Consider the following 24328-nt stretch of genomic DNA (forward strand, 5'->3'; position numbering starts at 1 on the left):
AGCCGTGGGCGCGTATCGCGCCGGCGGGTGACGCGACGGTCCACCTGATTCGGGGGTGAGGGGAAGGCCGAAACGCCGTCTCTCGCGCCTTGCCGAACCGGAAGCTTCAGGACCATTGCGACGCACGGGATTGTCACTCCGCAGCGTCGCGAATGCTCCTTCAGATTTCGTCGGCACAGTCTGGCGCATCAAGCGTCGGCCCGTATGAAACACTGGGCGGCGAGGCCGCCCTTCAATCAGTTGCTGCTGGCCAGGCACGGCGCGAGCGCGCTCGCCTTGGGGATCACGAACCGCCCCCTTGGGGTCAAGGGACCGGGTAATGGGTTACGCCGCTGTCAGAACCGTCCCGGCAACATGAGTGGTAGCCCGAGACCGTCCGCCGCCGGGGCTTGACCCGCTCCACCTCGCTGCCGCGCACCGCGCTGGTCATAGAGGGAAGTGGAAAACGCTGGAATTCTCAAACCTTGAGAGTTCCGGCGCTGCACCGGGAGGCTGAATGCGACACAACCGGAAATATCGGCCGTCAGCATTCCGTACATACGAGGAATGAGCCATCCGTGCAAGGGAGCGTCGCACGGCGGTCACAGTCGGCGAGTTTCGCGTTTCCGTCATTAAGGATCGATTAACCCTGTGGTTCTATTGCGTTAAGAGAGCTGCTCGGAGGCACGGAATCGGTGGCGAGCCGCACAAATCGACGGATTTTGCTGGGGGGCGTGTTGCTGTGCACTGCGGCATTGCCCTGTGCCGATTCCGCGCGCCTGATCGCCGCCGAGAGCCGGCTGCAACCTGCTGCCGTTGCGGCGAATTTTCCGGTCGCCTCGGCCGCCCGCCTGGCCGGCGACGGCAAGCAGACCCGCTTCATCCTCGACCTCGACCAGACCGTCACCTTCCGCGCCGTCACGCTGGCCGACCCTTACCGCGTGGTGGTGGACGTGCCGCAGGTCAATTTTCAGCTGCCCGCCGGGACCGGAAGTGGGGGGCGGGGGCTGGTCAAGGCCTTCCGCTACGGGCTCGTCATGCCCGGCGGCTCTCGAATCGTGTTCGACCTGACCGGACCGGCGAAGATCGCCAAATCATACGTGCTGGAGGCGGCCAACGGCCAACCGGCCCGGCTGGTGCTCGAGCTGGAGGAGGTCGACCGCACCGCCTTCGTGTCGTCACGTGCCCCCGAAAACCGTCCCGAGCTGCGGCCCGCGATCGCTGAAGCGCCGCCCGCCACGGTTCCCAGTGCCGCGGCCCCGGATGGCGCGCAGCAGAAGGCCGATACTCGACCGGTGGTGGTGATCGATCCCGGCCACGGCGGCATCGACAACGGGACGCAGTCGAGCGGCGAGAGCGAGAAAAACCTGGTGCTGGCCTTTGGCCTGGCGCTCCGCGACAAGCTGGAAAAAGCCGGCAAGTACCGCGTGGTCATGACGCGGGACGACGACACCTTCGTTCCGCTCAATGACCGCACCAAGATCGCCCGCAATCTCAAGGCGGCCTTGTTCGTCTCGATCCACGCCGATGCGCTGCCGCGGGCGGAAGGGGATGCGCAGGGCGCGACCATCTATACGCTCTCCGACAAGGCGTCCGACGCCGAGGCCCAGCGGCTGGCGGATGCGGAGAACCGCGCCGATGCGATCGCCGGCTTCAACCTCGCGGAGGAGCCGACCGACGTCGCCGACATCCTGATCGACCTCACACAGCGGGAAACCCGCACCTTTTCAAACCGTTTCGCCCGCCATTTGATGAGCGAAATGAAGCAGACGGTGCGGATGCACAAGCATCCCCTGAAATCCGCCGGCTTCCGGGTTCTGAAGGCGCCCGACGTGCCATCGGTGCTGGTCGAGATCGGCTACGTCTCCAACAAGGGCGATCTCGAGCAGCTGGTCTCCGAGGGCTGGCGCTCCCGCGCCGTGGGCTCGATGGCCCAGGCGATCGACGGATTTTTGACCAAGCGGATGGCCACGGCGGGGACGTCGAACTGAGCCGGTTTGTTCCTCCCGGCCCGAAGGCCCTAGTTTGGCCACAGCGGACGCTTTATAGAAACCGGTAGAGGGTTCCGGAATCGGCGAGAACCTGTTCGGCAAGCGTCTTAAGTCCGGCCTCGATGTGATTGCGTAAGCCGGTGAATTCGCGGCGTGAGGTTGGTACCGTTTTGTGTGCCAAAGGGCTGATACTGGGCTGATCCAGAGTTTGAACGGATAAACAGATAATGCGCTTGCTGGTGCGGTTCATGGGCTTCCTGTTCGCCGCGGGAACAGTGGTGTTCCTTGTTGGCGTCGGGGCCGTGGCAGGCCTGATCTGGCATTTCTCCAAGGACTTGCCGGACTACTCTCAGCTTCAGGATTACGAGCCGCCGGTGATGACGCGTGTGCACGCGGTCGACGGTTCGCTGGTCGGCGAATACGCCAAGGAGCGGCGGCTGTATCTGCCGATCCAGGCGGTGCCGAAGCTCGTGATCAACGCCTTCCTCGCGGCCGAGGACAAGAATTTCTACGAGCATGGCGGCATCGACTACACCGGCATGGCTCGCGCAGGCCTGCTCTATCTGCAGAACTACGGCTCCAACCGCCGTCCGCAGGGTGCGTCCACGATCACGCAGCAGGTCGCCAAGAACTTCCTGCTCACCAACGAGGTCTCCTTCTCACGCAAGATCAAGGAAGCCTTGCTGGCGATGCGCATCGAGAAGACCTATTCGAAGGACAAAATCCTCGAACTGTATCTCAACGAGATCTATCTCGGCCTCGGCGCCTACGGCATCGCTGCGGCCTCGCTGGTCTATTTCGACAAGTCGGTGAACGAGCTGACAGTGGCGGAAGCGTCCTATCTGGCGGCGCTGCCGAAGATGCCGGCGACGCTGCATCCGGTCCGCAACCGCGACCGCGCCATCGAGCGCCGCAATTACGTGATCGACCGTCTCGTGGAAAACGGCTGGATCAAGCAGGCCGACGCCGACAAGTCGCGCAAGGAGCCGCTCGCCGTCACCAGCCGTTCCAACGGCGCCCACACCTTTGCCGGCGAATATTTCGCCGAGGAAGTCCGCCGCGACATTTTCGAGCGCTACGGCGAGAAGAAGCTCTACGAGGGTGGCCTGTCGGTTCGCACCACGCTCGATCCGAAGATTCAGGTCATGGCGCGCAAGGCCATGGTCGCCGGCCTCGTGAACTATGACGAGCAGCAGGGCTATCGCGGCGCCATCAGCAAGCTCGACATTTCGGGCGACTGGGGCGTGAAGCTCGCCGAGATCAAGTCGCTGTCCGACATCTCGCCTTGGCGCATGGCGGTGGTGTTGGAGACCAGCGATCAGTCGGCACGGATCGGCTTTCAGCCTGGCCGCGAGCTCGGCGGCGCGGTGAGCAAGCAGCGCGAGACCGGCATCGTCACGGTCGACGGCGTGCGCTGGGCGCGGGCGCTGCAGGGCGGCACGAGAGGCAAGACGCCGACAGCGGTGTCGCAGGTGCTCCAGCCCGGCGACGTCATCTATGCCGATCCCCTCTATAAGGACGGCCACCCCGTCGAGGGCCAGTACCGGCTTCGCCAGATTCCGGAAGTGTCCGGCGCGATGGTGGCGATGGATCCCTGGACCGGCCGCGTGCTCGCGATGGTCGGCGGTTTCTCGTTCGACCAGAGCCAGTTCAATCGCGCCACGCAGGCCTACCGGCAGCCCGGTTCGTCGTTCAAGCCGATCGTCTATTCGGCCGCGCTCGACAACGGCTACACGCCCTCGACCGTCGTGCTCGACGCGCCCATCGAGATCGACCAGGGGCAGGGCGCCGGCGTGTGGCGGCCTGAAAACTTCTCCTCGGGCAAGTTCCAGGGACCGGTGACGCTGCGCAATGCGCTGCGGCAATCGCTCAACACCGTGACGGTGCGCCTCGCGCAGGACATCGGCATGCCCCTGATCGGCGAATATTCCCGCCGCTTCGGCGTCTATGACGAACTGCCGAACTATCTCTCCTACGCGCTCGGCGCCGGCGAGACCACGGCGATGCGCATGGTCACGGCGTACTCGATGCTCGCCAATGGCGGCCGCCGCGTGAAGCCGACGCTGATCGACCGCATCCAGGACCGTTACGGCCGCACCATCTTCAAGCACGACCAGCGCGAATGCCGCGGCTGCGACGCGCCGGGCGGCTGGAAGAACCAGCCCGAGCCGCAGCTGATCGACCGCCGCGAGCAGGTGCTGGATTCCATGACCGCCTATCAGATCACCGAGCTGATGGAGGGTGTGGTGCAGTCCGGTACGGCCACGGTGATCAAGGAGGTCGGCAAGCCCGTCGCCGGCAAGACCGGCACCACCAACGAGGCCAAGGACGCCTGGTTCGTCGGCTTCTCGCCGGACATCGCAGTCGCAGTTTACATGGGCTACGACAAGCCTCGTCCGCTCGGTAAGGGCAATGCCGCGACCGGCGGTCATCTCGCCGCTCCGATCGTGCGTGACTTCCTCAAGCTCGCGCTCGCCGACAAGCCCGCGGTCCCGTTCAAGGTGCCCGCCGGCATCAAGCTCGTTCGCGTCGTCGCCAAGACCGGCATGCGCGCCGGCCCCGGCGAGACCGGCGGAACCATCCTCGAAGCCTTCAAGCCCGGCACGGCGCCGCCGGACAATTATTCGGTCATCGGCGTTGCCGACGCCGAGGGGCGCGGCATGCCGGTGCAGCAGCAGCAGCCGGATTCCGGCTTCCTCTTCCGGCCGGGCACTGGCGGGTTGTGGTAGGCCGCGGATAAGGCCGGCGATCACGGTTTGGGCGGTTGCGCTTTGCGGCCGCCGCCGCTACATCCCCTCTCGAACTGCACGCGGGATTCCGCAAGACAGAGAACAACATGCGCGCCGAAATCGAACGGTTGTTAGAAGAGATCAAGCAGTCAGTCGGGCTGCTGAGGAGGCATCTTTGACGTCGAGAAATCGACGGCGCGCCTCGCTGAGCTGAACAAGCTCGCAGAAGATCCCAATCTCTGGAACGACCCTCAGAAAGCCCAGAAGCTGATGCAGGAGCGCACCTCGCTTGAGGATGCGCTCTCAGGCATCGGCAAGGTCGAGCAGGAGCTCGAAGACGACATCGGCATGATCGAGCTCGGCGAGGCCGAGGGCGATGACGGCGTCGTCGCCGAAGCCGAAGCTGCGCTGAAGAACCTCAAGAAGGAAGTGGCGCGGCGCGAGCTCGAGGCACTGCTCTCGGGCGAAGCCGACCGCTTCGATTCCTATCTCGAAGTCCATGCCGGCGCCGGCGGCACCGAGAGCCAGGACTGGGCGCAGATGCTCCTGCGCATGTACACGCGCTGGGCCGAAACCCACGGCTTCAAGGTCGAGTATCTCGAAGAGTCCGAGGGCGAAGAGGCCGGCATCAAGTCGGCGACCATCCAGGTCTCCGGTCACAACGCCTACGGCTGGCTGAAGACTGAAGCCGGCGTGCATCGGCTGGTGCGCATCTCGCCATTCGATTCCAACGCGCGGCGGCACACCTCGTTCTCGAGCGTGCAGGTGTTCCCCGTCATCGACGACAGCATCAAGATCGACATCAAGGAATCCGACGTCCGCGTCGACACGATGCGATCGGGCGGTGCCGGCGGCCAGCACGTCAACAAGACCGAGTCCGCGGTGCGCCTGACGCATATCCCGACCGGCGTCGCCGTGGTCTGCCAGGCCGGCCGCTCCCAGCACAAGAACCGGGCGCAGGCCTGGGACATGCTGCGCGCGCGTCTCTACGAGATCGAACTGAAGAAGCGCGAGGAGAAGGCCGCTGCCGACCAGGCTGCCAAGACCGACATCGGCTGGGGCCACCAGATCCGCTCCTACGTGCTGCAGCCCTATCAGATGGTGAAGGATTTGCGCACAGGCGTGCAGACTTCCGACACATCGGGCGTGCTCAATGGCGAGCTCGACGAGTTCATGGCGGCGACGCTGGCGCAGCGCGCCTTCGGCACCACCGCCGGCGACGTCGAGGACGTGGACTAGCCATGTCCCGAATCGCCTTCATCGGGCTTGGGCGGATGGGCCATGGCATGGCCGGCCGCTATCTCGATGCCGGCTTCACGGTAACGATCTGGAATCGCAGCAAGGCAAAGGCCGAGGACCTGATCGCGCGCGGCGCGATTTGGGCGACCTCGCCGGAGGATGCCGCGATCGATGCCGACGCGGTCGTGACCATGGTCGCCGACGACGAGGCCTCGCGCGCGGTCTGGCTCGGGCCTGACGGCGCCGCCAAGACGGCGAAGGCCGGCACCATTGCGATCGAATGCTCCACCGTCTCCTATGACCATTCCCGTGAGATGGGCCGCGAGCTCAACGCGCGCGGGCTGATCTATATCGACTGCCCGGTGACGGGATTGCCGGACGCGGCGGCGGCCGGGAAGTTGACGCTCTTGGTTGGCGCCGACGCGGCCGATCTCGAGCGCGCGCGGCCCTATCTGACGCCGATCGGCTCGACCATCCGCCATTTCGGCGCGGTCGGCTCCGGCACGGTCTACAAGCTGATCAACAATCTCATGGGCGCGATCCAGATCGCCGGCCTCGCCGAGGGCCTTGCGATTGCCGAGCAGGCCGGGCTCGACATGAACCTGGTGCTGGAATCGATCCAGGCAGGCGTCGCGGCAAGCCCGCAGGTAGCGCGTCACTCCAAGCGCATGGTCGCCCGCGATTTCAGCGGCGCGACCTTCACCGCAGCGCTGCGGCACAAGGATGCCGCCTACGCCGTGAAGCTCGCCGAGAGCCTGCTCGCGGGCAAGCCGCTGGTCGCGCGCGCCGCGGTCGAGGCGTACGCGCAGGCGAAAGCGGTGATGCCGGACGATGATGAAGGCAGGATGATCGAGCTGGTGTCGCGGCCGAAGAAGCCATCCTAGTCAAACCGCGCTAACCGGTGCCCCTCAGTCACTCCATTCGCGCCGAGCATCGGTTTGTAAACCGGGACCTCGTCAGAAATCGGGTGGCGACATTGATCGCACCGTTCTAGGCCATGGGGCTGAGGTAAGACCCCATGCCCGACAATGACCACCGGATCGATGCACGCGACTGGTCGTTGCTCGCTCTGCTCTCGATCCTCTGGGGCGGCTCGTTCTTCTTCAACGGCGCAGCCTTGCGGGAATTGCCGCCGCTCACACTGGTGTTTTTGCGCGTCGCGCTCGGCGCTGCAATGCTGCTGCCGCTGCTGCGCGCACATGGCATCGGCTTTCCCAGGAGCTGGACGGGCTGGGCGCCGTTCATTGCGATCGGGCTGCTCAACAACGTCGTCCCGTTTTCGCTGATCGCGATCGGCCAAACTTTCATTCCGAGTGGGCTGGCCTCGATCCTGAACGCGACCACGCCGATGTTCACGGTGGCCGTGATGATTGCAGCGGGCCAGGAGGCCTTGCAGATGCGCCGCCTGGCCGGGGTGGCGTTGGGCTTTGTCGGCGTGATCCTGCTGCGCGGATGGGGCTTCGAGACCAGGCCGGGACAGGGGCTCGGCATTCTGCTCTGCCTCGGCGGGGCACTGAGCTACGGCTTTGCGGCGCTGGCTGCGCGGCGCTTGCTGAAGGACGCAGCGCCGCTGGGGACGGCGACGTTTCAATTGATGTCATCAACGGTGATGATAGCGGTCGTCGCCGGCGTCGTGGAGCAGCCTTGGCAGTTACCGATGCCGAGCCTCACGACCTGGCTCGCCGTGCTCGGCCTCGCCGCGCTGTCGACGGCGCTCGCCTACATCGTCTTCTTCCAGATCGTGCGGCGCTCGGGTGCGAGCAACGTGATGCTGGTGACGCTGCTCATTCCCGTCACCGCCATCCTGCTGGGCTGGCTGGTGCTGGATGAGCCGATCTCCGGCCGCGAGATCGCCGGCTCGATCGTCATCGCCAGCGCGCTGCTGGTGATTGATGGGCGTGCATTCAGCTTACTGCGCAAGCTCTCGGCCGCCATCTCTGGCTCTCGGGAAGCTCTGCGCTGCGAAACTGAAAAGCGCGGGCCTAACCCGCGCTGAGCCGCACGCCGGCGCGCAGGAATTTCTGTGGATCGACCGCTTCACCTTCGATGCGGGTCTCATAATGCAGGTGCGGACCGGTGGAGCGGCCGGTCGAGCCGACGAGGCCGATGACCTGGCCGATCTTCACGACTTCGCCGACCCTGACGTTGATCTCGGAGAGATGGCCGTAGCGGGTCGAAAGCCCGTTGCCGTGGTCGACCTCGACCATGCGGCCGTAGCCGCCGGACCATCCGGCGGAAACCACCTTGCCGTAGGCGGTGACGCGGACGGGATCACCGCTGGCGGCGCGGAAATCAAGGCCGGTGTGCATCGCGGGCCGACCCAGGAAAGGATCGCTGCGCACGCCAAAGCCCGAGGTGAACTCGACCTCGCCAATGACGGGCTTGCGATACGGCACCAACGCCAGCGTGCGGTTGAGACGGTCCATCTCGGCGCGCGTGGTGTGGATGCGGTGGAGCTGCTTCTCGAACGGTCCGGCATTCGCCGTCAGCTTGACCGGGACGAACGGTCCGCCCATCGCACTGCGCGGCACGGCGGCTTCGAGATGGGCAAGGTTCAGGCCGAGGTCGCTGACCACGCTGCGCATCCGGCGCATGCGCGAATCCATGCTTTCCTCGACCGCGTTGAGCGTCGCCATCTGGCGCCGCTCGACCTGATCAAGCGAGGTCGTGAGCCGGACCAGCACGTTGTCGAAACCGCGGTTCTTGGCGAACTGGCTGGTCGGCGTTGCCGCAACGCTCGGCGCGCGCGATTCGAGGCGCGCTTCGCGATCCGGTGGCGCCACGAAGATCACGGTGTCGCTGATGGGCGACGGTTTTGGCGTGGTCGGGCTTGCATCGCTGCGCTGCGGAGCGGCGCGGGGAATCGAGCCGGTCACGTCGGGCATGGCGCCGAGCGCCGTGGCCCGGGACTCGAGCGCCGTCTGGCGCTTCATGATCTGGTCGAGCTTTTGGTCGAACTGCTCCTGGTCGAGCAATTGACGGCTGGTGGTGCGATCGATCTTGGCGCGCAGCTCGGCGATGCGGTCCTCATAGGCGTATTGCATCTCGGCCTGGCGGGCGATCAGCCGGGTCAGGACGTCGTCACGGAACGCGAAATAGGTGGCGGTGGCGGCCGACCACAGCCCGAGCAGCACCACGGTGCCGACCACGATCCAGAACACCACGGGTCCGAAGCGGACCTGCTTGCCGGCATGCACGATGGTGTAGGCATCGTCGGTGGCGGGCAGGGGAATCGCGGTTACCGCCGCCGGGGCACCCAGAGGGCGCCGGAAGGCCCGTCCGTGATCGTGAGGATGATGTTGGGGGTACTGCGAGTATTGGGCAGAACTTTTCGACATCGGCACTCCCGCGCCGGTCGGATGGGTTCCTTGCGGCTCAATTGCCGCCGCAATCTGGGCCGCTCATGGTTAATTTTCCGCAAATGGGAACGCGCGAATTTAAAGGATTGGTTAAAGGCTCCTTGCCGCCTCCAGCACTTCGTCGGCATGGCCATCGACCCGGACATTGCGCCAGATCCGCGCGACTTTACCGTCAGTCCCGACCAGCACCGTGGTGCGAAGGATCCCAAGGAAGCTCTTGCCATACATGGACTTTTCGCCCCAGGCCCCATAAGCCTCCAGCATCTCATGCGTCTCGTCCGAGATGAGGGGGACGCCGAGCTTGTGCTTGTCGCGAAACTTCTCCTGGGCCCTTAACGGATCGGCGGAGATGCCGAGCACGGCGGTGCCGGCGGCCGCGAAGGCGCCCGCCAGGCGCGTGAAGTCGATCGCCTCCCGCGTGCAGCCGGGGGTGTCGGCGCGGGGGTAGAAGAACAGGACGAGCTTTCGGCCGGCGTAGTCGGCGAGCGTGACCACGTCGCCGCCATCGCGCGGCAGGCGGAAGGCCGGGGCCTTTTGGCCCTCGGCCAAGCCGGACTTCAAGTCCGACTTGGCGGCAGCCGGAGAGGAGGCGGATTTGGAGGATTTTAACTGTTTCGATGCGGCCTTATGTGATCCTGCTTTTGCTACGGTCGCAGCTGATTTGCGTGCCGGTGTGCGCTGCGTTTTCGCGGATCTTGTTTGAGTCGATGCCCGCGTTTTTGCGGACTTCTTTTCAGCGGTCGGACTGCCGGAGGGCGTTTTGGACGATTTCTTTCGGGATTTCTTGGACATACGCCTTCCTTTCGACGCTTTCGGCAGGTCAACCGAAGCGGTATTGCAGCTCTTGTCCGGCGAGCCGGAATCGTGCCCTCGGCTGGGCAAGTCTGGCGACGCCGGAGTATGGTTACAAGGAATTCCACGCACCACCCCACTGCTCGTTGAACGCGCTCCCGGGGCGAAATGACGAACAGCAGGAATATTCGAGGTATGGCGGCAGTGCCGGCGCAGGGAGCATCACTTCCCGCGAACGGCTGCGGTCCCGGCGGCGCTCAGTCCTATGACGGGCGCCTGTATCGAGAGGCAATGGCAAGGAATACGTCGCCCCAGGACTACAACCGGGATTTTGATCGGCGCGGCGGCCAACTCGAGCCGCAGGAATGGGACGACGCCGACTGGGATCCGGATCAGGAAGCGGCTGCGCGCAATCGCGCACGCCGGTTGCTGGCGCGTTCCGGTTCGGGCTTTCTTCGCTTCGGTGGTGGATTTGGCGCGCTGCGCCGCTGGACGGGTGGGGGACGCTGGCTGAAGCGCCTGGCGGTGGCCGTCGCCACCGTCATCGTCATTTTCATCGGCTGTTTCGGTGCGCTGTGGTGGCGGCTCGGTGCCGGTCCCATCAGTCTGGACATCGCAACGCCGTGGCTCGCAGCCGCGATCGAGGACAATATCGGCCACGGCAACACCGTTGAGGTCGGCGGCACTCAGATCGAGCGGGCCGGCCGGGTCCGCGTCGCCGTCCGCATCCGAGACATCATCGTTCGCGACCGCGATCACGCCGTCGTCGCCAGCGCGCCGAAGGCCGAGGTGAGGCTGTCGGGTGCGGCCCTCCTGATGGGGCACCTGCGAGCCGAGAGTCTCAACCTGGTCGATGCCGAGCTCGCCATCCGCATTGCGCCCGACGGCACCGTCACCGTGTCCGCCGGCGACACCGCAAAGCCGCTGGCGACCGGTGTCGCGTCCAAGAAGGACGCGGGCCTGCCGCCGACATTCCCGCGCAGCGGTGTTCCCCCGCCGCCATTCGCGACCGCGCCTGCGAGCCCGGACGCATCGCAGGCCGCACCGCAGGCGACCGCGCAGAGCGGCATCCTTCAGGGCCTCGACTGGCTCGACAGCCTGAGCATGACGGGCCTCGACGGTCAGAACCTCAACGAGATCGGTCTGAAAAACGGCGTCCTGATCGTCGACGATCAGCAGCGCGGCAGCAAATGGTCGTTCGAGAACATCACGCTCAGCCTGAGGCGGCCGAGCCGCGGCGGCGTCGCGCTCAGCCTCGGCGAGCAGGGCGCGCGTCCGTGGCTGCTGCGCGCCACGATCGGACCGGCCGAGAACGGCGTGCGCTCGGTCGACATCAAGGCCGACAAGGTCTCGACCTCCAACATCCTGCTGGCGCTGCGGGTGAAGGACCTCACCTACACCGCCGACCTGCCGCTGACGGGCGAGCTCAAGGGCGAGCTCGGCCGCGACGGCGTGCCGACCTTCTTCCGCGGCAAGATCGCGGCCGGCGCCGGCAACATCATCGATACCGACACGCCCGACTACCCGATGGCAATCGACTCAGCCGAGATCAACGTCGAGTGGGATGCGAACCGGCGGGTGCTGGTCGCGCCGTTCAAGGTTCTCTCCGGCGCGAACCGCCTGACGCTGCTGGCCCATCTCGAGCCACCCAACGGCAACATCAACGACTGGCAGCTCGGCTTCAGCGGCGGTTCGATCCTGCTCGGCGGCATCGACAACGAGCCGCCGCTCGTCTTCAACCGCATCGCGATCGGCTTCCGCTTCGACGCCGACCACAAGCGCATCCTGCTGACACAGGCCGACGTCTCCAACGGCGAGATCGGCGTCGCCGGCACCGGCGCCCTCGACTATTCGGGCGAGCCGCGGCTCACCCTCGGTTTTGCGGGCACGCCGATGTCGGCCTCCGCCTTGAAGCGGATGTGGCCGACGCTGATCGTCCCCGAATTGCGTGAATGGGTGATAGAACGGATCGAGCGCGGCACGCTCCAGCGCATCGAGATCGGCGTCAACTCGCCGACCAGGAACCTGCCGCGCAAGGGTCCGCCCATTCCGGACGACGGCCTGTCGGTCAACATCGTGGCGAGCGGCGTTGCGGTCCGGCCCGTGGACGGCATGCCGGTGGTGCGCGATGCCGATCTGAAGGCGCGCGTGACCGGTCGCACCGCGACCGTCAACATCGGGCAGGGCATTGCCGATACCCCCGCGGGCCGCAAGGTCACGATCTCCGATTTCGTGTTCGAGGTGCCCGACATGGCGCCCAAGCCGTCGCCGTCGCGGAGCAGGTTCCGTGTGGAAGGGCCGGTGCCCGCGGCCGCTGAAATGCTCGCCAATGATCGGCTGAGCGACCTGTCGGCGACCGTCGTCGATCCCAACACCAGCAAGGGAACGTTCTCGGCGAACATCCAGCTCGGCATGCCGGTCAAGGGCGAGCTGACCAAGGCCGACACCACCTACGCCGTCACCGCCGATCTCAACGGTTTTGCCGCCGACAAGCTGGTGATGAACCAGAAGCTGGAAGCCAACAACCTCAAGATATCAGCCAACAACCAGGGCTATCAGGTCAAGGGCGACGTCAAGATCAACGGCCAGGCGGCCTCGCTCGATTATCGCAAGCCGGCTGAGGGCGACGCGGATGTCAGGCTGCAGGCGACGCTGGACGATGCCAGCCGCGCGCGGCTCGGCTTCGATCTCAGCCCCGCCGTCATCGGATCGTTGCCGATCAAGCTGTCGGGCAAGATCGCGAGCGGCGCGGATCAGACGACGAAGCTCGGCGTCGAGGCCGACCTGACCGCGGTCAGGCTCGACAACATCCTGCCTGGCTGGGTCAAGCTGCCGGGCAAGTCCGGCAAGGCCAGCTTCAAGGTCGTGCCGACGGCGCAATCGACGCGTTTCGAGGACATCGTCATCGAAGGCGGCGGCGCCTCGATCAAGGGCTCGCTCGAGCTCGACGCGAACAGCGATCTCGTGAACGCGAACTTCCCGACCTACGCGCCGTCCGACGGCGACAAGGCCTCGCTCAGGGTGGAGCGCAGCCAGGACGGGGTGCTGCGCGGCACCATGCGTGGCGACGTGTTCGACGGCCGCGGCTTCCTGAAGTCGGCGATCTCAGGCAATTCCAAGGACGACAAGAACAAGCTGAAGAACGTCGATTTCGACATCGACGTGAAGCTCGGTGCCGTCGCCGGCTTCAACGGCGAGGCCATGCGCAGCCTCGATGCCAAGATGTCGAAGCGCAATGGGGCTATCAAGGCGTTCACGCTGAGCGGCAAGATCGGCCGTGACACGCCTGTCGCTGCCGACCTGCGCGGCGGCCGTGCCCAGGGCAACCGCGAGGTGATCTACCTGCAGACCAACGACGCCGGCGCGCTGCTGCGCTTCACCGACACCTACACCAAGGCGGTCGGCGGCCAGATGGTGGTGGCGATGGAGCCGCCGTCTTCCGAGCCGAACGCCGCGCGCGAGGGCCTGATCAATGTCCGCGACTTCACCGTGAAGGGCGAGGCGCAGCTCGAACGCGTTGCCGCCGGCGCGCCGAACGGGACCGGGAATGGCGTCTCCTTCAGCGCACTTCGCGCCGAGTTCACGCGGCAGAACGGTGCGCTCACGGTCCGTGACGGCGTGGTCAAGGGGCCGATGATCGGTGCCACCATCGAGGGCTCGATCGACTATCCCGGCAACCAGGTCTGCATGAGCGGCACCTTCGTGCCGATGTACGGCGTCAACAACATCTTCGGCCAGATCCCGCTGTTCGGCATCTTCCTCGGTGGCGGCAACAATGAGGGGCTGATCGGCGTGACCTACGAGGTCGTCGGCACGCCAGCCGCGCCCGTGATGCGCGTCAATCCGATCTCGGCGATGGCGCCGGGCCTGTTCCGCAAGATCTTCGAGTTCAACACCGGCAAGCAGAACTCGCCATTCGAGGAATTCCCATCGCATTCGAACGATGGCTCGACCGGATCGACGCGCCAGCTGTCGAGCGGTTGCACCCTCGCGCGGCGGTAGCCACGCACATTTCCAGGTGCACGTCATGCCCGGGCTTGTCCCGGGCATCCACGTTCTTCGTGCGGCGCGGCCAAAAACGTGGATGGCCGGGACAAGCCCGGCCATGACGAATGTGGCGATGCTTTCGCGCCAAACGTTTTGAGGCTGGAGCGGGGCGTCAGGCCGCGCGCACGCCCTTCAGGAATGTTCCGACTTCGCCGGAGAGCTGCTCGGCCTGCTTGGAGAGGTTGCTGGCTGCTGCGAGCACCATGCCGGCAGCGTTGCCGGTCTCGTTGGCTGCGGTGGAGACGCCGCCGATATTGGTGGTGACCTCCTTGGTCGCCTCCGCGGTCTGCGAGACGCTGCGGGCGATCTCGGCGGTGGCGGCGCCTTGCTCCTCGATGGCCGCGCCGATCGAGGTGGCGATGCGGCTGACCTCCTCGATGGTGGCGGTGATGCCGCCGATCGCATCGACAGCTTCCTTGGTGGCGCCCTGGATCTGAGCGATCTTGTCGCCGATCTCGCGGGTGGCTTCCGCGGTCTGGCTCGCCAGCGACTTCACCTCGGAAGCGACCACGGCAAAGCCGCGGCCGGCTTCGCCGGCGCGGGCGGCCTCGATGGTGGCGTTGAGCGCGAGCAGGTTGGTCTGCGCCGCGATGTTGGAGATCAGCTCGGCGACATGCTCGATCTGCTGGGCGCCGTCCGAGAGTGCGCGCACGATGGTGTCGGTGCGGCGGGCGCTGTCCACCGCACGTCCGGTGACCTCGGCCGATTGCGCGACCTGGCGGCTGATCTCGGTGATGGAGGAGGAGAGCTCCTCGGCGGCGGAGGCGACGGTCTGGACGCGCTGGCTGGCCTCATTGGCGGCCGAGCCGACCACGGCGGCGCGGCGATTGGTGCCTTCGGCGGTCGACGACATCGACTTGGCCGTGGTCTCCAATTCACCGGAGCCGGAGGCCATCAGGCCGACGAGCTGGCCGACGGAGGCATCGAAGCGGTCGGCAAGGGCGATCAGGGCCTCGCGCTTCTCCTGCTCGCTGCGGGCCTTGGCCGCGACCTGCTCGGCCTCCAGCGTGCGGGCCGTGAGCGCGGTCTGCCTGAGGATTTCGAGCGTCTCGGCCATGCGGCCGATCTCGTCGCCGCGGTCGGTCTCCTCGACCGGCTTGTCGATGGCGCCTTCGGAAATCGCCTGCATGCGGTTCTTCTGACGGTCGAGCGCGCCGAGCACGTCGCGGGCGATCAGCCAGGACAGCGCCGCCATCAGCAGCATCAGGCCGATGCCGATGGCGCCAAGCTCCATCGTCAAGGCGCGCACATCGGCGTCGATGTCGTCGACATAGAGGCCGTAGCTGATGATGACGTTCCAGGGCGCGAATTTGCGCGCGAACACGGTCTTGCGGACCGGCTCGGTCTGGCCGGGACGGGGGTAGAGATAGGAGGTGACGCCGCCCTGCGCAGTCTCGCTGCCGGCCTTGATGATGGCGTCGGCAATCAGCACGCCGTTTGAATCCTTGGCGCCGGTGATCTTGCCTTCGAGCTGCTGGTTGGCGCCGTTCACGACCAGGGAGCCGTCCGGATTGTAAACCACCGGATAGCCCTGGTTGCCGTTGAAGTTCATGCGGCGGCCGCGCTGGTGGAACAGGCTCTTGGCCTCGGCCGGCGTCAGCTTGCCGGCCGTCACTTCGTCCTGGAGCGCTTGGGCATAGTTGTAGAGGAGTTCGACGGCGGTCCGCATCTGCTCGACGCGGTCCTCCATCATCCGGCTCTTGCTGAGCACGGCCGATACGCCGATGATGGCTGTGATCGTGAGAGCCGCGAGGCAGACCATGCTGGCAAGCTTGGTGCGGATCTTCAAATGACTCAGCAGTTTCATCACAGCCCCTACGGAATGGTTGTTATTGCTCGCACCGGTAGCATGAAGTTCTTACCAATCATGAATGGAGGCATGCGGCGGCCTGCCGCGCGGACAACGTGCGCAGGCGCGGGCGCAATGGTGCAGGCAAATCGCCGTGCAGACGGACTCCAGCCCGTCTGGGGAAGGGAATCGATCTTGGGTTTTGGCAGCTAGACCGTCTGGACGGACCTGCAATGAATCGATTCGTTCATCGCATCATCATGTCTCTGCTGCTCGTCGCGGCCCTCGTTCTGATCTGGAATGTGCTGGGGACGCGCTGAGACGGCACCGGAGATCTGCCGGCGCCATCCTCGTGCTTAGCGGATGAGATGTGCTTCAGCGGGGCGCGGATGCGCCCGCCGGTCCGGCGGCTATTTCTTGCCCATCGCTGCGTCGACGCTGACCGGGCCTCCGCCCGCCGCCGAGAGATACAGGCAGGCGAAGCAGAACAGGATCGCCAGGGTGCCGTTGTTCAGCAGCGGCAGGAAGATCGGCGTCTCGCCCCTGAACATGTGGCCCATGAAGTAGGCGAAAGCCATTTCACCGGACAAGATGAAGGCTGCGAGGCGCGAGAACAGGCCGATCATGAGCAGCCCGCCAAGCACCAGTTCGAGCGCACCGGCGGCGCCGTAAAGCGACATCAGCTCGACCTTGGCGAACATTGGGACAGCCGGAAACTTGAACAGCTTGGCGACGCCGTACTGGAACAGCAGCAGGCCGGTGATGAAGCGAAACAGGCTCAGGAGAACCGGTTGAAAGCGAGTGAGATAAGGAAAGTCCATTGGTTTGCCCTCCATCCAATGCTGGACCCAATGCTGCGACTTGGACCGCATTCGCTTCCGCCTCGCAAGCCACCAGCATCAATTCAGCGCTGACATTTTCGTCATGTCGGACAAAACACCGCAAGGCGCCGCCACCAGCTGCACGCGACCCTCTTTTTTGCACGTTCGCCTCGCGCTCGTCCGTAGGATTCCGGTGAAACCAGGGTGTGCAGGTTACGTCGGGGAGACCTACTCCCGCAAAGCAGGGACGACCAGGAACGGAATCATTCCGAGGATCACGCTCGCAAGTGCGAAGACGAGCAGGAGATCGTAGCCGTGCGTGGCATCGTGGATCAGGCCGCCGCTCCATGAACCGAAGGCCGAGCCGAGGCCGCTGCCGATCGAGATCGTGCCGAAGATGGTGCCGACGCGTTTGCCGCGAAAGATCTTCATGGCGGTGGCGCTGATCAGCGGCCCGCGGGAGCCCATCATGCTGCCGAAGCAGACGACGAAACCGGTGAGCAGAATGACGTTCGGATAGTACTGCAGCAGCCAGAGCAGAACGATGCCGAGAATCGAGATCGCGTAGCTGAGCAGCACCGACGGCCGCCGTCCGATCAGGCCGTCGAGCGCGGAGACGCCGAGCATGCCGAACACCAGCACGATTCCGGAGAAGCCCCAGGCGGTCGCGGCCTGGAGCGGCGGAAAGCCGGCGTCGATCAGATAGGCCACGATCTGCGCCGCGATCGCATACATGCCGACCGCGGTGAAGAAGAAGGTCGAGAACAGCGCCCAGAATGCGTGGTGGCGCATCGCGCTCGCAAGCGTCCAGCCGCTGTCGACGAAGTCAGGATCGCTCTTCTTGGCGACGTGCGGCGAGCCGGCCGCGAACATGCGCCAGGGCAGCAGCAACAGCGGCGCCAGCAGCCCGAGCGCTGCAAAGCCGAACAGCTGATAGGTCTCGCGCCAGCCGAGATGATCGATCAGAAGCTGCGATGCCGGCAGCAAGGCCAGCACGCCGCCGCCCATCGCCGAATAGACCACCGCCATGGCGGTCGGCAGCTTTGGTCCGAACCAGCGGCCGAGCAGGATCGAGTTCGGCACATTGCCGATGAAGCCAACGCCGATGCCGACGCAGATGCCGATCGAGAGCTGGAATTGCCAGAGCGCGTGCGCATGGCTCGCGATCAGAAAGGCCGAACCGAGCAGGAGCAAGCCGAGCGCATAGACGAGCCGTGGCCCGGAATGATCGAACAGGCGCCCGACCAAGGGTGCGGTCAGCCCGCTGACGAGCCAGGTGAGGGAGTAGATCGAGACGGCCTGGGCGCGATCCCAGCCGAGGCTTTCGGAGATCGGCTTGAGGAAGACCGTGAAGCTCTCGCTCAAGCCCCGGCCAAGAACAGCCAGCGTGAAGCAGAGGCCGAGCACGACGAGTGCGGTGCGCACCGCGTCCCGCCGGGCGCCTCCGACCCTTTCCTTGCCCGTTTCCGCTGTCGTTTCCGCTTTCGTTTCCTTGGGCCTGTCCTGTTTCATTGCCGTCAGGGAGCGCGCATCCGTGCGCCCTGACAAGCAGTGAAAAGCTCATACGCCTATGCAGGCCTGATGAGCACGTGCTTCTTCTTGCCAAAGGACAGCTTGATCACGCCTTCCGGCGTCAGGTGGCCTGCCGACAGCGCCATCTTCTCGTCGGTGACGGGCGCGTCGTTGACGCGCAGGCCGCCTCCTTTGATCTGGCGCCTCGCTTCGCCGTTGGAGCCGACGAGGCCCGCCTTGACGAAGGCGTTGAGCACGCCGAGGCCGGCGTCGAGTTCGCCGCGCGGAATTTCCACGGTCGGCAGGCTCTCGGCAAGCGCGCCTTCCTCGAAGGTGCGGCGCGCGGTCTCGGCGGCTTCGTTCGCGGCGTCGCGGCCGTGCAGCAGCGCGGTCGCTTCGGTTGCGAGCACCTTCTTGGCCTCGTTGATCTCCGAGCCGCCGAGCGCCTCGAGCCTTCTGATCTCGGCCATCGGCAGTGTCGTGAACAGTTTCAGGAACTTGCCGACGTCGGCGTCCTCGGTGTTGCGCCAGTATTGCCAGAAGTCGTAAGGGCTGAACTGGTCGGCGTTGAGCCACACCGCGCCTTGCGCGGTCTTGCCCATCTTGGCGCCCGAGGCGGTCGTCAGCAGCGGCGTCGTCAGCGCGAACAGCTGGTGGGTGCCCATGCGGCGGCCGAGATCGACGCCCATGATGATGTTGCCCCACTGGTCCGAGCCGCCCATCTGGAGGCGGCAGCCGGTGCGCTTGGCCAGCTCGACGAAGTCGTAGGCCTGGCAAACCATGTAGTTGAACTCGATGAAGCTCATCTCCTGCTCGCGCTCGAGGCGCAGCCGCACGGAATCCATGGTCAGCATGCGGTTGACCGAGAAGTGCCGGCCGACGTCGCGCAGCATCTCGATCCAGTTCAGCTTGGTCAGCCATTCCGCATTGTCGAGCATGACCGCGTCGCTCTTGCCCTCGCCGTAGCGCAGCACCTTGGCGAACACGCCGCGGATCGATTCCTTGTTGGCCTCGATCTCGGCGATGGTGCGCATCGCGCGCGTCTCGTCTTTGCCGGAGGGATCGCCCACCATGGTGGTGCCGCCGCCCATCAGCGTAATCGGCTTGTTGCCGGACTGCTGCAGCCAGTGCAGCATCATCATGGTCAGGTAATTGCCGATGTGCAGCGAGCGGGCGGTGCAATCGTAGCCGACATAGGTGGTGGCCTCGCCCTTGGCGGCGAGCGCGTCCAGCCCCTCGAAATCGGAGCATTGGTGGATGAATCCACGTTCCTGCAGGGTGTTGAGGAAATCCGATTTAAATGCAGTCATCTGTCGGCGTGCCTGACAATTCTTGGTTTACCGTTTTGGGGGCAATTTAAGGGTCTTCCGCGGGAACCCGGTTGGCCGCCCGCCACTTGGCGCGTTGGCATTATAAGATGTGCCCCTCTGGCACAAGATCGGCATGCCAGCGCGGGTCTCTTGAGGATGCTGGTCCATGATGTTGACGGCACTCGGTTTGATGAGCGGCACCTCGCTGGACGGGGTGGATGTCGCGCTGATCGAGACCGACGGAAAACAGGTGAAGGCGTTCGGACCGTCCGGTTACCGGCCCTACGGCCCGGCCGAGCGCAACCTGCTGCGCCAGGCGCTGAGCGAGGCCGTGCATCTGCAGCAACGCGACGCCCGCCCGGGCAGTCTGGGCGATGCCGAGCGTGCGGTGACGCAGGCCCATGCCGAAGCGGTCGCGGCCTTCCTCGCCCAGAATCGGATGAGGGCGGAGGACGTCGACATTGTCGGCTTCCACGGCCAGACCGTGCTGCACCGGCCCGAGAGGCGGCTAACGGTGCAGATCGGCGACGCGCCGGCGCTCGCAAGGGCCATCCATATTCCCGTGATGCACGACTTCCGCGCCGCCGACGTCGAGGCTGGCGGGCAGGGCGCCCCGCTCGTGCCGGTTTACCACCGCGCGCTCGCCCATTCGCTGGAGCGCGAAGGCCCAATCGTCGTGGTCAATATCGGCGGCGTCTCCAACATCACCTATATCGACGGCAACGATGCGTTGATCGCCTGCGACACCGGCCCCGGCAACGCGTTGCTGGATGATTTCATGTACCGCACCATGAACCAGGCGTTCGATGCCGAAGGCAAGTTCGCCGCGCTCGGGAAGGTGGACGAGGCCTGGATCGCGCGGGCGCTGGAGCTGCCGTTCTTCGCAAGTCCGCCGCCGAAATCGCTCGACCGCAACGATTTTGCGGCCCTGCGGCTCGGCGACGTGCTGCCTGCCGACGGCGCGGCGACGCTGACTGCCTTCACCGCGGCCGCGATCGCCCGCATCATTCCGCTGTTGCCGCGGCGGCCGCGCAGCTGGATCGTCTGCGGCGGCGGTGCCCGCAACCTCACCATGCTGCGGATGCTGCGGGAGCGGGTGGGCTCGGCCACGGTCGAGGCGGCCGAAACGCTCGGCTGGGCCTCGGACGCCATCGAGGCCCAGGCCTTCGGCTTTCTCGCGGTCCGCGGCATGAAGGGCCTGCCGCTGTCCTATCCCGCGACCACGGGCGTGCCGATGCCGATGACCGGCGGGGTGATCGCCAGGCCCTGAAGATGACTGCCTGAGGATCACGCTCGGTTGATGCGAATGCATTGATCTTGACGAGTGAATGCAGATGCATCTATATTGAATGCAATTGCATCTAACCGCCGGGATCGTTGCCATGACATCTTCGCTTAATACGCCCGCTTCACTGAAGCTGATCAGCCACAAGCTTTGTCCCTATGTTCAGCGCGCGGTGATCGCGCTGAAGGAGAAGGGCGTGCCGTTCGAGCGGATCGACATCGATCTCGCCAACAAGCCGGACTGGTTCTTGAAGCTCTCGCCGCTCGGCAAGGTGCCGGTGCTGGTGGTGACGACGGAGCAGGGCGAGGTCGCGCTGTTCGAGAGCAACGTGATTTGCGAATACATCGAGGAAACCCAAGGCGGCGCGAAGCTGCATCCGGTCGACGCGCTGAAGCGCGCCGAGCACCGCGCCTGGATGGAGTTCGGCTCGGCGATCCTCGGCGACCTCTGGGGCTTGGAAACCACGACCGATCCGGCGATCTTCGAGAGCAAGCGCCAGGCACTCGCGGCAAAATTCGCGCGGGTCGAGGCCGCGCTCGGCGCGGGCCCGTACTTCGCCGGCGAGGCGTTCAGTCTGGTCGATGCGGTGTTCGCACCTGTCTTCCGTTACTTCGATCTGTTCGACGAACTGACCGAGCACGGCATTTTCAACGACGTGCCGAAGGTGCGCGCCTGGCGCGCCGAGCTCGCAAAGCGCCCGAGCGTGCGCAGCGCGGTCGGGGCGGATTATCCGCAATTGTTGCGCGCCTTCCTCATTCGCCACGACGCGCATCTGCTCAAGCTCGCGGCGTGAGCCCCGTCCGATGTCACAATCCCTTGCTTGGCTCATGCTGGTGATCGCGGGCCTGCTCGACGTCGGCTGGGCGATCACCATGAAATATGCCGAAGGCTACACGCGCGCCGGCTGGAGCATCGCCTCGCTCGTGCTGCTCGCCGCCTTCGTATTCCTGCTCGGGCGCGCCTTGAAGGTGCTCGAGGTCGGCGTCGCCTATTCGGTGTGGACCGGCATTGGCGCGGCCGGCACGTTCCTGATGGGCGTGGTGCTGTTCGGCGAGACCTTGAGCGCGATGAAGCTTGCCGGCATCGCGCTCGTCTTGATGGGGATCGTCGCGCTCAAGCTGGCGTAGTCAGTTGCTGCGATCAGATGCACCCATCCGCGAGCAGCAGCCTGCTGGTCGTCGTCGCCTGACGCAGTTTGAACAGGGGTTGAATCTCAGGATCATCCAAGAAGGCCTGAGCCTTCTCGCGGTCCGCAAATTCGATGATGACGAGACGCTCGGGCGCCCAGTCGCCCTCAATCGTTGTCGGCTCGACGCCGCGGACGATGTATCGCCCTGCGTGCTTGGCGATGAACGCCGGAACTTCAGCGATGTAAGTCTTGAATCCGGCGTAGTCGTTCACCGAGAGATCAAGAACCAGATACGCCTTCATCGCTCGCAATCTCCAGGGTGATGGGTTCGCAGCCATGCCGCGAACCCATCCACGTCGGAAGATATTACCGCACGTTGGCGAGGCGCATGTCGAGATAGGCCGTGATGGTTTCCATCAGCGGCTCGAGCTTGGAGTCGAAGAAGTGGTTGGCGCCGGGGATGATCTGCTGATCGATTACGATGCCTTTCTGGGTCTTCAGCTTCTCGACCAGCGTGTTGACGTCCTTGGGCGGCACCACCGCATCCTTCTCGCCATGCACGATCAGACCTGAGGACGGGCAGGGCGCGAGGAACGAGAAGTCGTAGAGGTTGGCCGGTGGCGCGATCGAGATGAAGCCCTCGACCTCGGGGCGGCGCATCAAGAGCTGCATGCCGATCCAGGCGCCGAAGGAGAAGCCGGCAACCCAGCAGGCGCGCGCCTCGGGATTGATGGTCTGCGCCCAATCGAGCGCGGCGGCCGCGTCGGACAATTCGCCGGTGCCGTGGTCGAACGCGCCTTGGCTGCGGCCGACGCCGCGGAAATTGAAGCGCAGCACCGAGAAGCCGCGATGGGCGAAGGCGTAGTAGCACTGGTACACGATCTGATGGTTCATCGTGCCGTGGAACTGCGGATGCGGATGCAGGATCATCGCGATCGGCGCATTCTTCTGCTTGGCCGGGTGATAGCGGCCCTCGAGGCGGCCGGCGGGGCCGGTGAAAATGACTTCAGGCATCGATGATCTCTGATCTAAGTCCCTTGGAGGTGATCCCTGCGCAATCGTCCGATTGTGGCTCTCGCAGCGTTGCCGCCGACGAGAGCACGGATGAAGGGTGGAGAGGCGCGCCCTCGGATGATGCGCGAGTGGCGCGCAGGTGAACTGACGCGCGCTTCTAACACAAGGCCAGGGTCAAAAAGCAAGCTTCTTCGACATCTCTCAATCAGCTCAAGAGCTTAGCCAGTCATTGCATTGTCATCTCTGGCTTGCCTGCCGCGACCTGGACCTGCCTGAATCAACCGAAGCACGGCAAGAGCCGGCCGTCCTGCCGAAGGGTGCTATCCAACTTATTGAAATCACGATTGTTTAGGGGGCGCCTGGGGCGATTCCCGCTGGCGCGGTTCGGCTTCCCAGCGATGCGACCGCCGGCCGGTAGCGCCGGCTGCCGCCGAGCGTCTGGCCGTTGTCGAAGGCGAGCTCGAAATCCCCTGATGGCTTGAGGTCCACGCCGCGCACCCGGTCGAGATTGGCGAGCTTGGTCCGGTGGACGCGAACGATGGAAAAGCGCGCCAGCTCGCTTTCCGCCGCTGCCAGCGTGCCCCGTATGAGGTGCTGGGTGCCGTCGGCGAGGCTATATTCGATGTAATTGCCGGCTGACGCGACCCAGAGGATATCGCGCGGCACCACGCGAATGCGGCTGGTGCCGTCGCGCAGCCAGATCAGATCGGCGGACGATGGCTGCTTCGGGGTGGGCGGCGCCGACGATGCGACTGCCGCGCTCTTCAGCTCACGCCGGCTTTCGAGCAGCCAGATCGTGGCGGCGATCAGAACAAAGGCCACGGCGTCTTTGCGGAATTCATACAGGACCGTCGCGAGCGAGAAACGGAAATCGTAGGCGCCGCCGGCGAGCCAGAGCGCGAGCTTCCGCACCCAGACCATGCCGGTGATGTGGAGGGTGGAGAAGCCGAGCAGGGCGATCGCCCCGATGGCCGCCTGGGCGGCGAGGCCGGCTGTCCGGCGCATGCGGCGGACCGCCAAAACCAGGATCGGCAGCAACAGCAGGATGACGGCGATGCTCGACATCTCCCAGAACAACCGCCGGCCGATGTCGTAGCTGTCGCCGCGCCAGGCCGCGTCCTGAGCGAACGAAAACGCATTGACGATTCCGATCACGAGCGCGACGGCCGCGATCGCTGCGAACATCATCCGGTCGCCGCCGCTGATCCCGAAAGTCCCGCGACTCGTCCCAGCCGCCGGCAGCTCATCCCCTCGTGTCCGATTCTGATCCCAAACCGGCTCGACGCGCGCCGCAGGCGGAGCATTTTCGGTGTCAGCCATTTTCGTCAGTCC

18 protein-coding genes are annotated in these 24328 nt (G+C 65.3%); 9 read left to right on the top strand and 9 right to left on the bottom strand.

Going from position 1 to position 24328, the window contains the following annotated elements; all coding sequences use genetic code 11:
- Window positions 1–674 precede the first annotated feature (674 nt).
- The 5 genes from I6F09_RS03055 (at window position 675) to I6F09_RS03075 (ending at window position 7934) form a co-directional block, all read left to right on the top strand.
- Complete coding sequence (locus I6F09_RS03055) at window positions 675–1970, top strand: N-acetylmuramoyl-L-alanine amidase (protein ID WP_225125561.1); 1296 nt, start codon at window positions 675–677, stop codon at window positions 1968–1970.
- Between the two features lie 227 nt (window positions 1971–2197).
- Window positions 2198–4699 carry a penicillin-binding protein 1A gene (locus I6F09_RS03060; RefSeq protein ID WP_225187425.1) on the top strand — a complete coding sequence of 834 codons (2502 nt, stop codon included), beginning with the start codon at window positions 2198–2200 and terminating at the stop codon, window positions 4697–4699.
- 107 nt (window positions 4700–4806) lie between these two features.
- A protein-coding gene (prfB, locus tag I6F09_RS03065) for a peptide chain release factor 2 (protein ID WP_225187426.1) occupies window positions 4807–5938 on the top strand; the annotation gives its coding sequence in 2 pieces (ribosomal slippage) (window positions 4807–4875 and window positions 4877–5938; 1131 coding nt in all).
- Window positions 5839–6822 carry an NAD(P)-dependent oxidoreductase gene (locus I6F09_RS03070; protein WP_225187479.1) on the top strand — a complete coding sequence of 328 codons (984 nt, stop codon included), beginning with the start codon at window positions 5839–5841 and terminating at the stop codon, window positions 6820–6822. The genes prfB and I6F09_RS03070 overlap by 100 nt, the downstream gene beginning before the upstream one ends.
- Window positions 6823–6956: 134 nt before the next feature.
- Window positions 6957–7934 carry a DMT family transporter gene (locus I6F09_RS03075; RefSeq protein WP_225173391.1) on the top strand — a complete coding sequence of 326 codons (978 nt, stop codon included), beginning with the start codon at window positions 6957–6959 and terminating at the stop codon, window positions 7932–7934.
- Here I6F09_RS03075 and I6F09_RS03080 read toward each other — a convergent pair.
- Both I6F09_RS03080 and I6F09_RS03085 read right to left on the bottom strand, forming a co-directional pair.
- On the bottom strand, window positions 7921–9276 hold the full coding sequence (locus I6F09_RS03080; RefSeq protein ID WP_192893223.1) for a M23 family metallopeptidase: 1356 nt from the start codon (window positions 9274–9276) through the stop codon (window positions 7921–7923). The two genes, I6F09_RS03075 and I6F09_RS03080, sit on opposite strands and share 14 nt — an antisense overlap.
- Before the next feature lie 111 nt (window positions 9277–9387).
- Window positions 9388–10089: a peroxiredoxin gene (locus I6F09_RS03085; RefSeq protein ID WP_225187427.1), complete on the bottom strand. Its 702-nt coding sequence runs from the start codon at window positions 10087–10089 to the stop codon at window positions 9388–9390.
- 195 nt (window positions 10090–10284) lie between these two features.
- On the opposite strand from I6F09_RS03085, the gene I6F09_RS03090 reads away from it, so the two are divergent.
- Window positions 10285–14091 carry a DUF3971 domain-containing protein gene (locus I6F09_RS03090; RefSeq protein ID WP_192893222.1) on the top strand — a complete coding sequence of 1269 codons (3807 nt, stop codon included), beginning with the start codon at window positions 10285–10287 and terminating at the stop codon, window positions 14089–14091.
- A 157-nt stretch (window positions 14092–14248) separates the two neighbouring features.
- Here I6F09_RS03090 and I6F09_RS03095 read toward each other — a convergent pair whose 3' ends face one another.
- The 4 genes from I6F09_RS03095 to tyrS form a co-directional block, all read right to left on the bottom strand.
- Complete coding sequence (locus I6F09_RS03095) at window positions 14249–15943, bottom strand: methyl-accepting chemotaxis protein (protein WP_225187428.1); 1695 nt, start codon at window positions 15941–15943, stop codon at window positions 14249–14251.
- A 392-nt stretch (window positions 15944–16335) separates the two neighbouring features.
- Window positions 16336–16746 (bottom strand): DoxX family protein, encoded by a 411-nt coding sequence (locus I6F09_RS03100; RefSeq protein ID WP_036000011.1) that lies wholly within the window; start codon window positions 16744–16746, stop codon window positions 16336–16338.
- Window positions 16747–16974: 228 nt separating this feature from the next.
- The gene (locus I6F09_RS03105) at window positions 16975–18258 is read right to left on the bottom strand and encodes an MFS transporter (RefSeq protein ID WP_225171219.1); all 1284 of its coding nucleotides are present in this window, start codon (window positions 18256–18258) and stop codon (window positions 16975–16977) included.
- Between the two features lie 56 nt (window positions 18259–18314).
- Window positions 18315–19568, bottom strand: a complete 1254-nt coding sequence (tyrS, locus tag I6F09_RS03110; RefSeq protein WP_225135994.1) for a tyrosine--tRNA ligase — start codon at window positions 19566–19568, stop codon at window positions 18315–18317.
- A gap of 166 nt (window positions 19569–19734) precedes the next feature.
- Between tyrS and I6F09_RS03115 the strand changes: the two genes are divergently transcribed.
- From I6F09_RS03115 to I6F09_RS03125, 3 genes are all read left to right on the top strand, one after another.
- On the top strand, window positions 19735–20838 hold the full coding sequence (locus I6F09_RS03115) for an anhydro-N-acetylmuramic acid kinase (protein ID WP_225187429.1): 1104 nt from the start codon (window positions 19735–19737) through the stop codon (window positions 20836–20838).
- A gap of 112 nt (window positions 20839–20950) precedes the next feature.
- Entirely contained in the window at window positions 20951–21646 is a 696-nt protein-coding gene (locus I6F09_RS03120) for a glutathione S-transferase family protein (protein ID WP_225187430.1), read from the top strand.
- 10 nt (window positions 21647–21656) lie between these two features.
- Window positions 21657–21980: a multidrug efflux SMR transporter gene (locus I6F09_RS03125; protein ID WP_225125549.1), complete on the top strand. Its 324-nt coding sequence runs from the start codon at window positions 21657–21659 to the stop codon at window positions 21978–21980.
- Between the two features lie 13 nt (window positions 21981–21993).
- Here the strand turns inward: I6F09_RS03125 and I6F09_RS03130 are convergent, their stop codons facing one another.
- The 3 genes from I6F09_RS03130 to I6F09_RS03140 form a co-directional block, all read right to left on the bottom strand.
- Window positions 21994–22284, bottom strand: coding sequence for a DUF1330 domain-containing protein (locus I6F09_RS03130; protein ID WP_225125548.1), 291 nt, complete (start codon window positions 22282–22284; stop codon window positions 21994–21996).
- 64 nt (window positions 22285–22348) lie between these two features.
- The gene (locus I6F09_RS03135) at window positions 22349–22996 is read right to left on the bottom strand and encodes an alpha/beta hydrolase (protein ID WP_035999994.1); all 648 of its coding nucleotides are present in this window, start codon (window positions 22994–22996) and stop codon (window positions 22349–22351) included.
- 348 nt (window positions 22997–23344) lie between these two features.
- The gene (locus I6F09_RS03140; protein ID WP_225187431.1) at window positions 23345–24316 is read right to left on the bottom strand and encodes a LytTR family DNA-binding domain-containing protein; all 972 of its coding nucleotides are present in this window, start codon (window positions 24314–24316) and stop codon (window positions 23345–23347) included.
- Between the last annotated feature and the right edge of the window lie 12 nt (window positions 24317–24328).

The sequence above is a fragment of the Bradyrhizobium sp. IC3195 genome (assembly GCF_020193585.1).
GTDB lineage: Bacteria > Pseudomonadota > Alphaproteobacteria > Rhizobiales > Xanthobacteraceae > Bradyrhizobium > Bradyrhizobium yuanmingense.

Bases quoted from the DNA above. Each gene is read 5' to 3' on its own strand.
- I6F09_RS03100 (WP_036000011.1), bottom strand. From the start codon at position 16,746: ATGGACTTTCCTTATCTCACTCGCTTTCAACCGGTTCTCCTGAGCCTG.
- I6F09_RS03130 (WP_225125548.1), bottom strand. From the start codon at position 22,284: ATGAAGGCGTATCTGGTTCTTGATCTCTCGGTGAACGACTACGCCGGA.
- I6F09_RS03075 (WP_225173391.1), top strand. From the start codon at position 6,957: ATGCCCGACAATGACCACCGGATCGATGCACGCGACTGGTCGTTGCTC.
- I6F09_RS03105 (WP_225171219.1), bottom strand. From the start codon at position 18,258: ATGAAACAGGACAGGCCCAAGGAAACGAAAGCGGAAACGACAGCGGAA.
- I6F09_RS03120 (WP_225187430.1), top strand. From the start codon at position 20,951: ATGACATCTTCGCTTAATACGCCCGCTTCACTGAAGCTGATCAGCCAC.
- I6F09_RS03060 (WP_225187425.1), top strand. From the start codon at position 2,198: ATGCGCTTGCTGGTGCGGTTCATGGGCTTCCTGTTCGCCGCGGGAACA.
- I6F09_RS03115 (WP_225187429.1), top strand. From the start codon at position 19,735: ATGATGTTGACGGCACTCGGTTTGATGAGCGGCACCTCGCTGGACGGG.
- I6F09_RS03140 (WP_225187431.1), bottom strand. From the start codon at position 24,316: ATGGCTGACACCGAAAATGCTCCGCCTGCGGCGCGCGTCGAGCCGGTT.
- I6F09_RS03095 (WP_225187428.1), bottom strand. From the start codon at position 15,943: ATGAAACTGCTGAGTCATTTGAAGATCCGCACCAAGCTTGCCAGCATG.
- I6F09_RS03135 (WP_035999994.1), bottom strand. From the start codon at position 22,996: ATGCCTGAAGTCATTTTCACCGGCCCCGCCGGCCGCCTCGAGGGCCGC.
- I6F09_RS03125 (WP_225125549.1), top strand. From the start codon at position 21,657: ATGTCACAATCCCTTGCTTGGCTCATGCTGGTGATCGCGGGCCTGCTC.
- tyrS (WP_225135994.1), bottom strand. From the start codon at position 19,568: ATGACTGCATTTAAATCGGATTTCCTCAACACCCTGCAGGAACGTGGA.
- I6F09_RS03085 (WP_225187427.1), bottom strand. From the start codon at position 10,089: ATGTCCAAGAAATCCCGAAAGAAATCGTCCAAAACGCCCTCCGGCAGT.
- I6F09_RS03090 (WP_192893222.1), top strand. From the start codon at position 10,285: ATGGCGGCAGTGCCGGCGCAGGGAGCATCACTTCCCGCGAACGGCTGC.
- I6F09_RS03080 (WP_192893223.1), bottom strand. From the start codon at position 9,276: ATGTCGAAAAGTTCTGCCCAATACTCGCAGTACCCCCAACATCATCCT.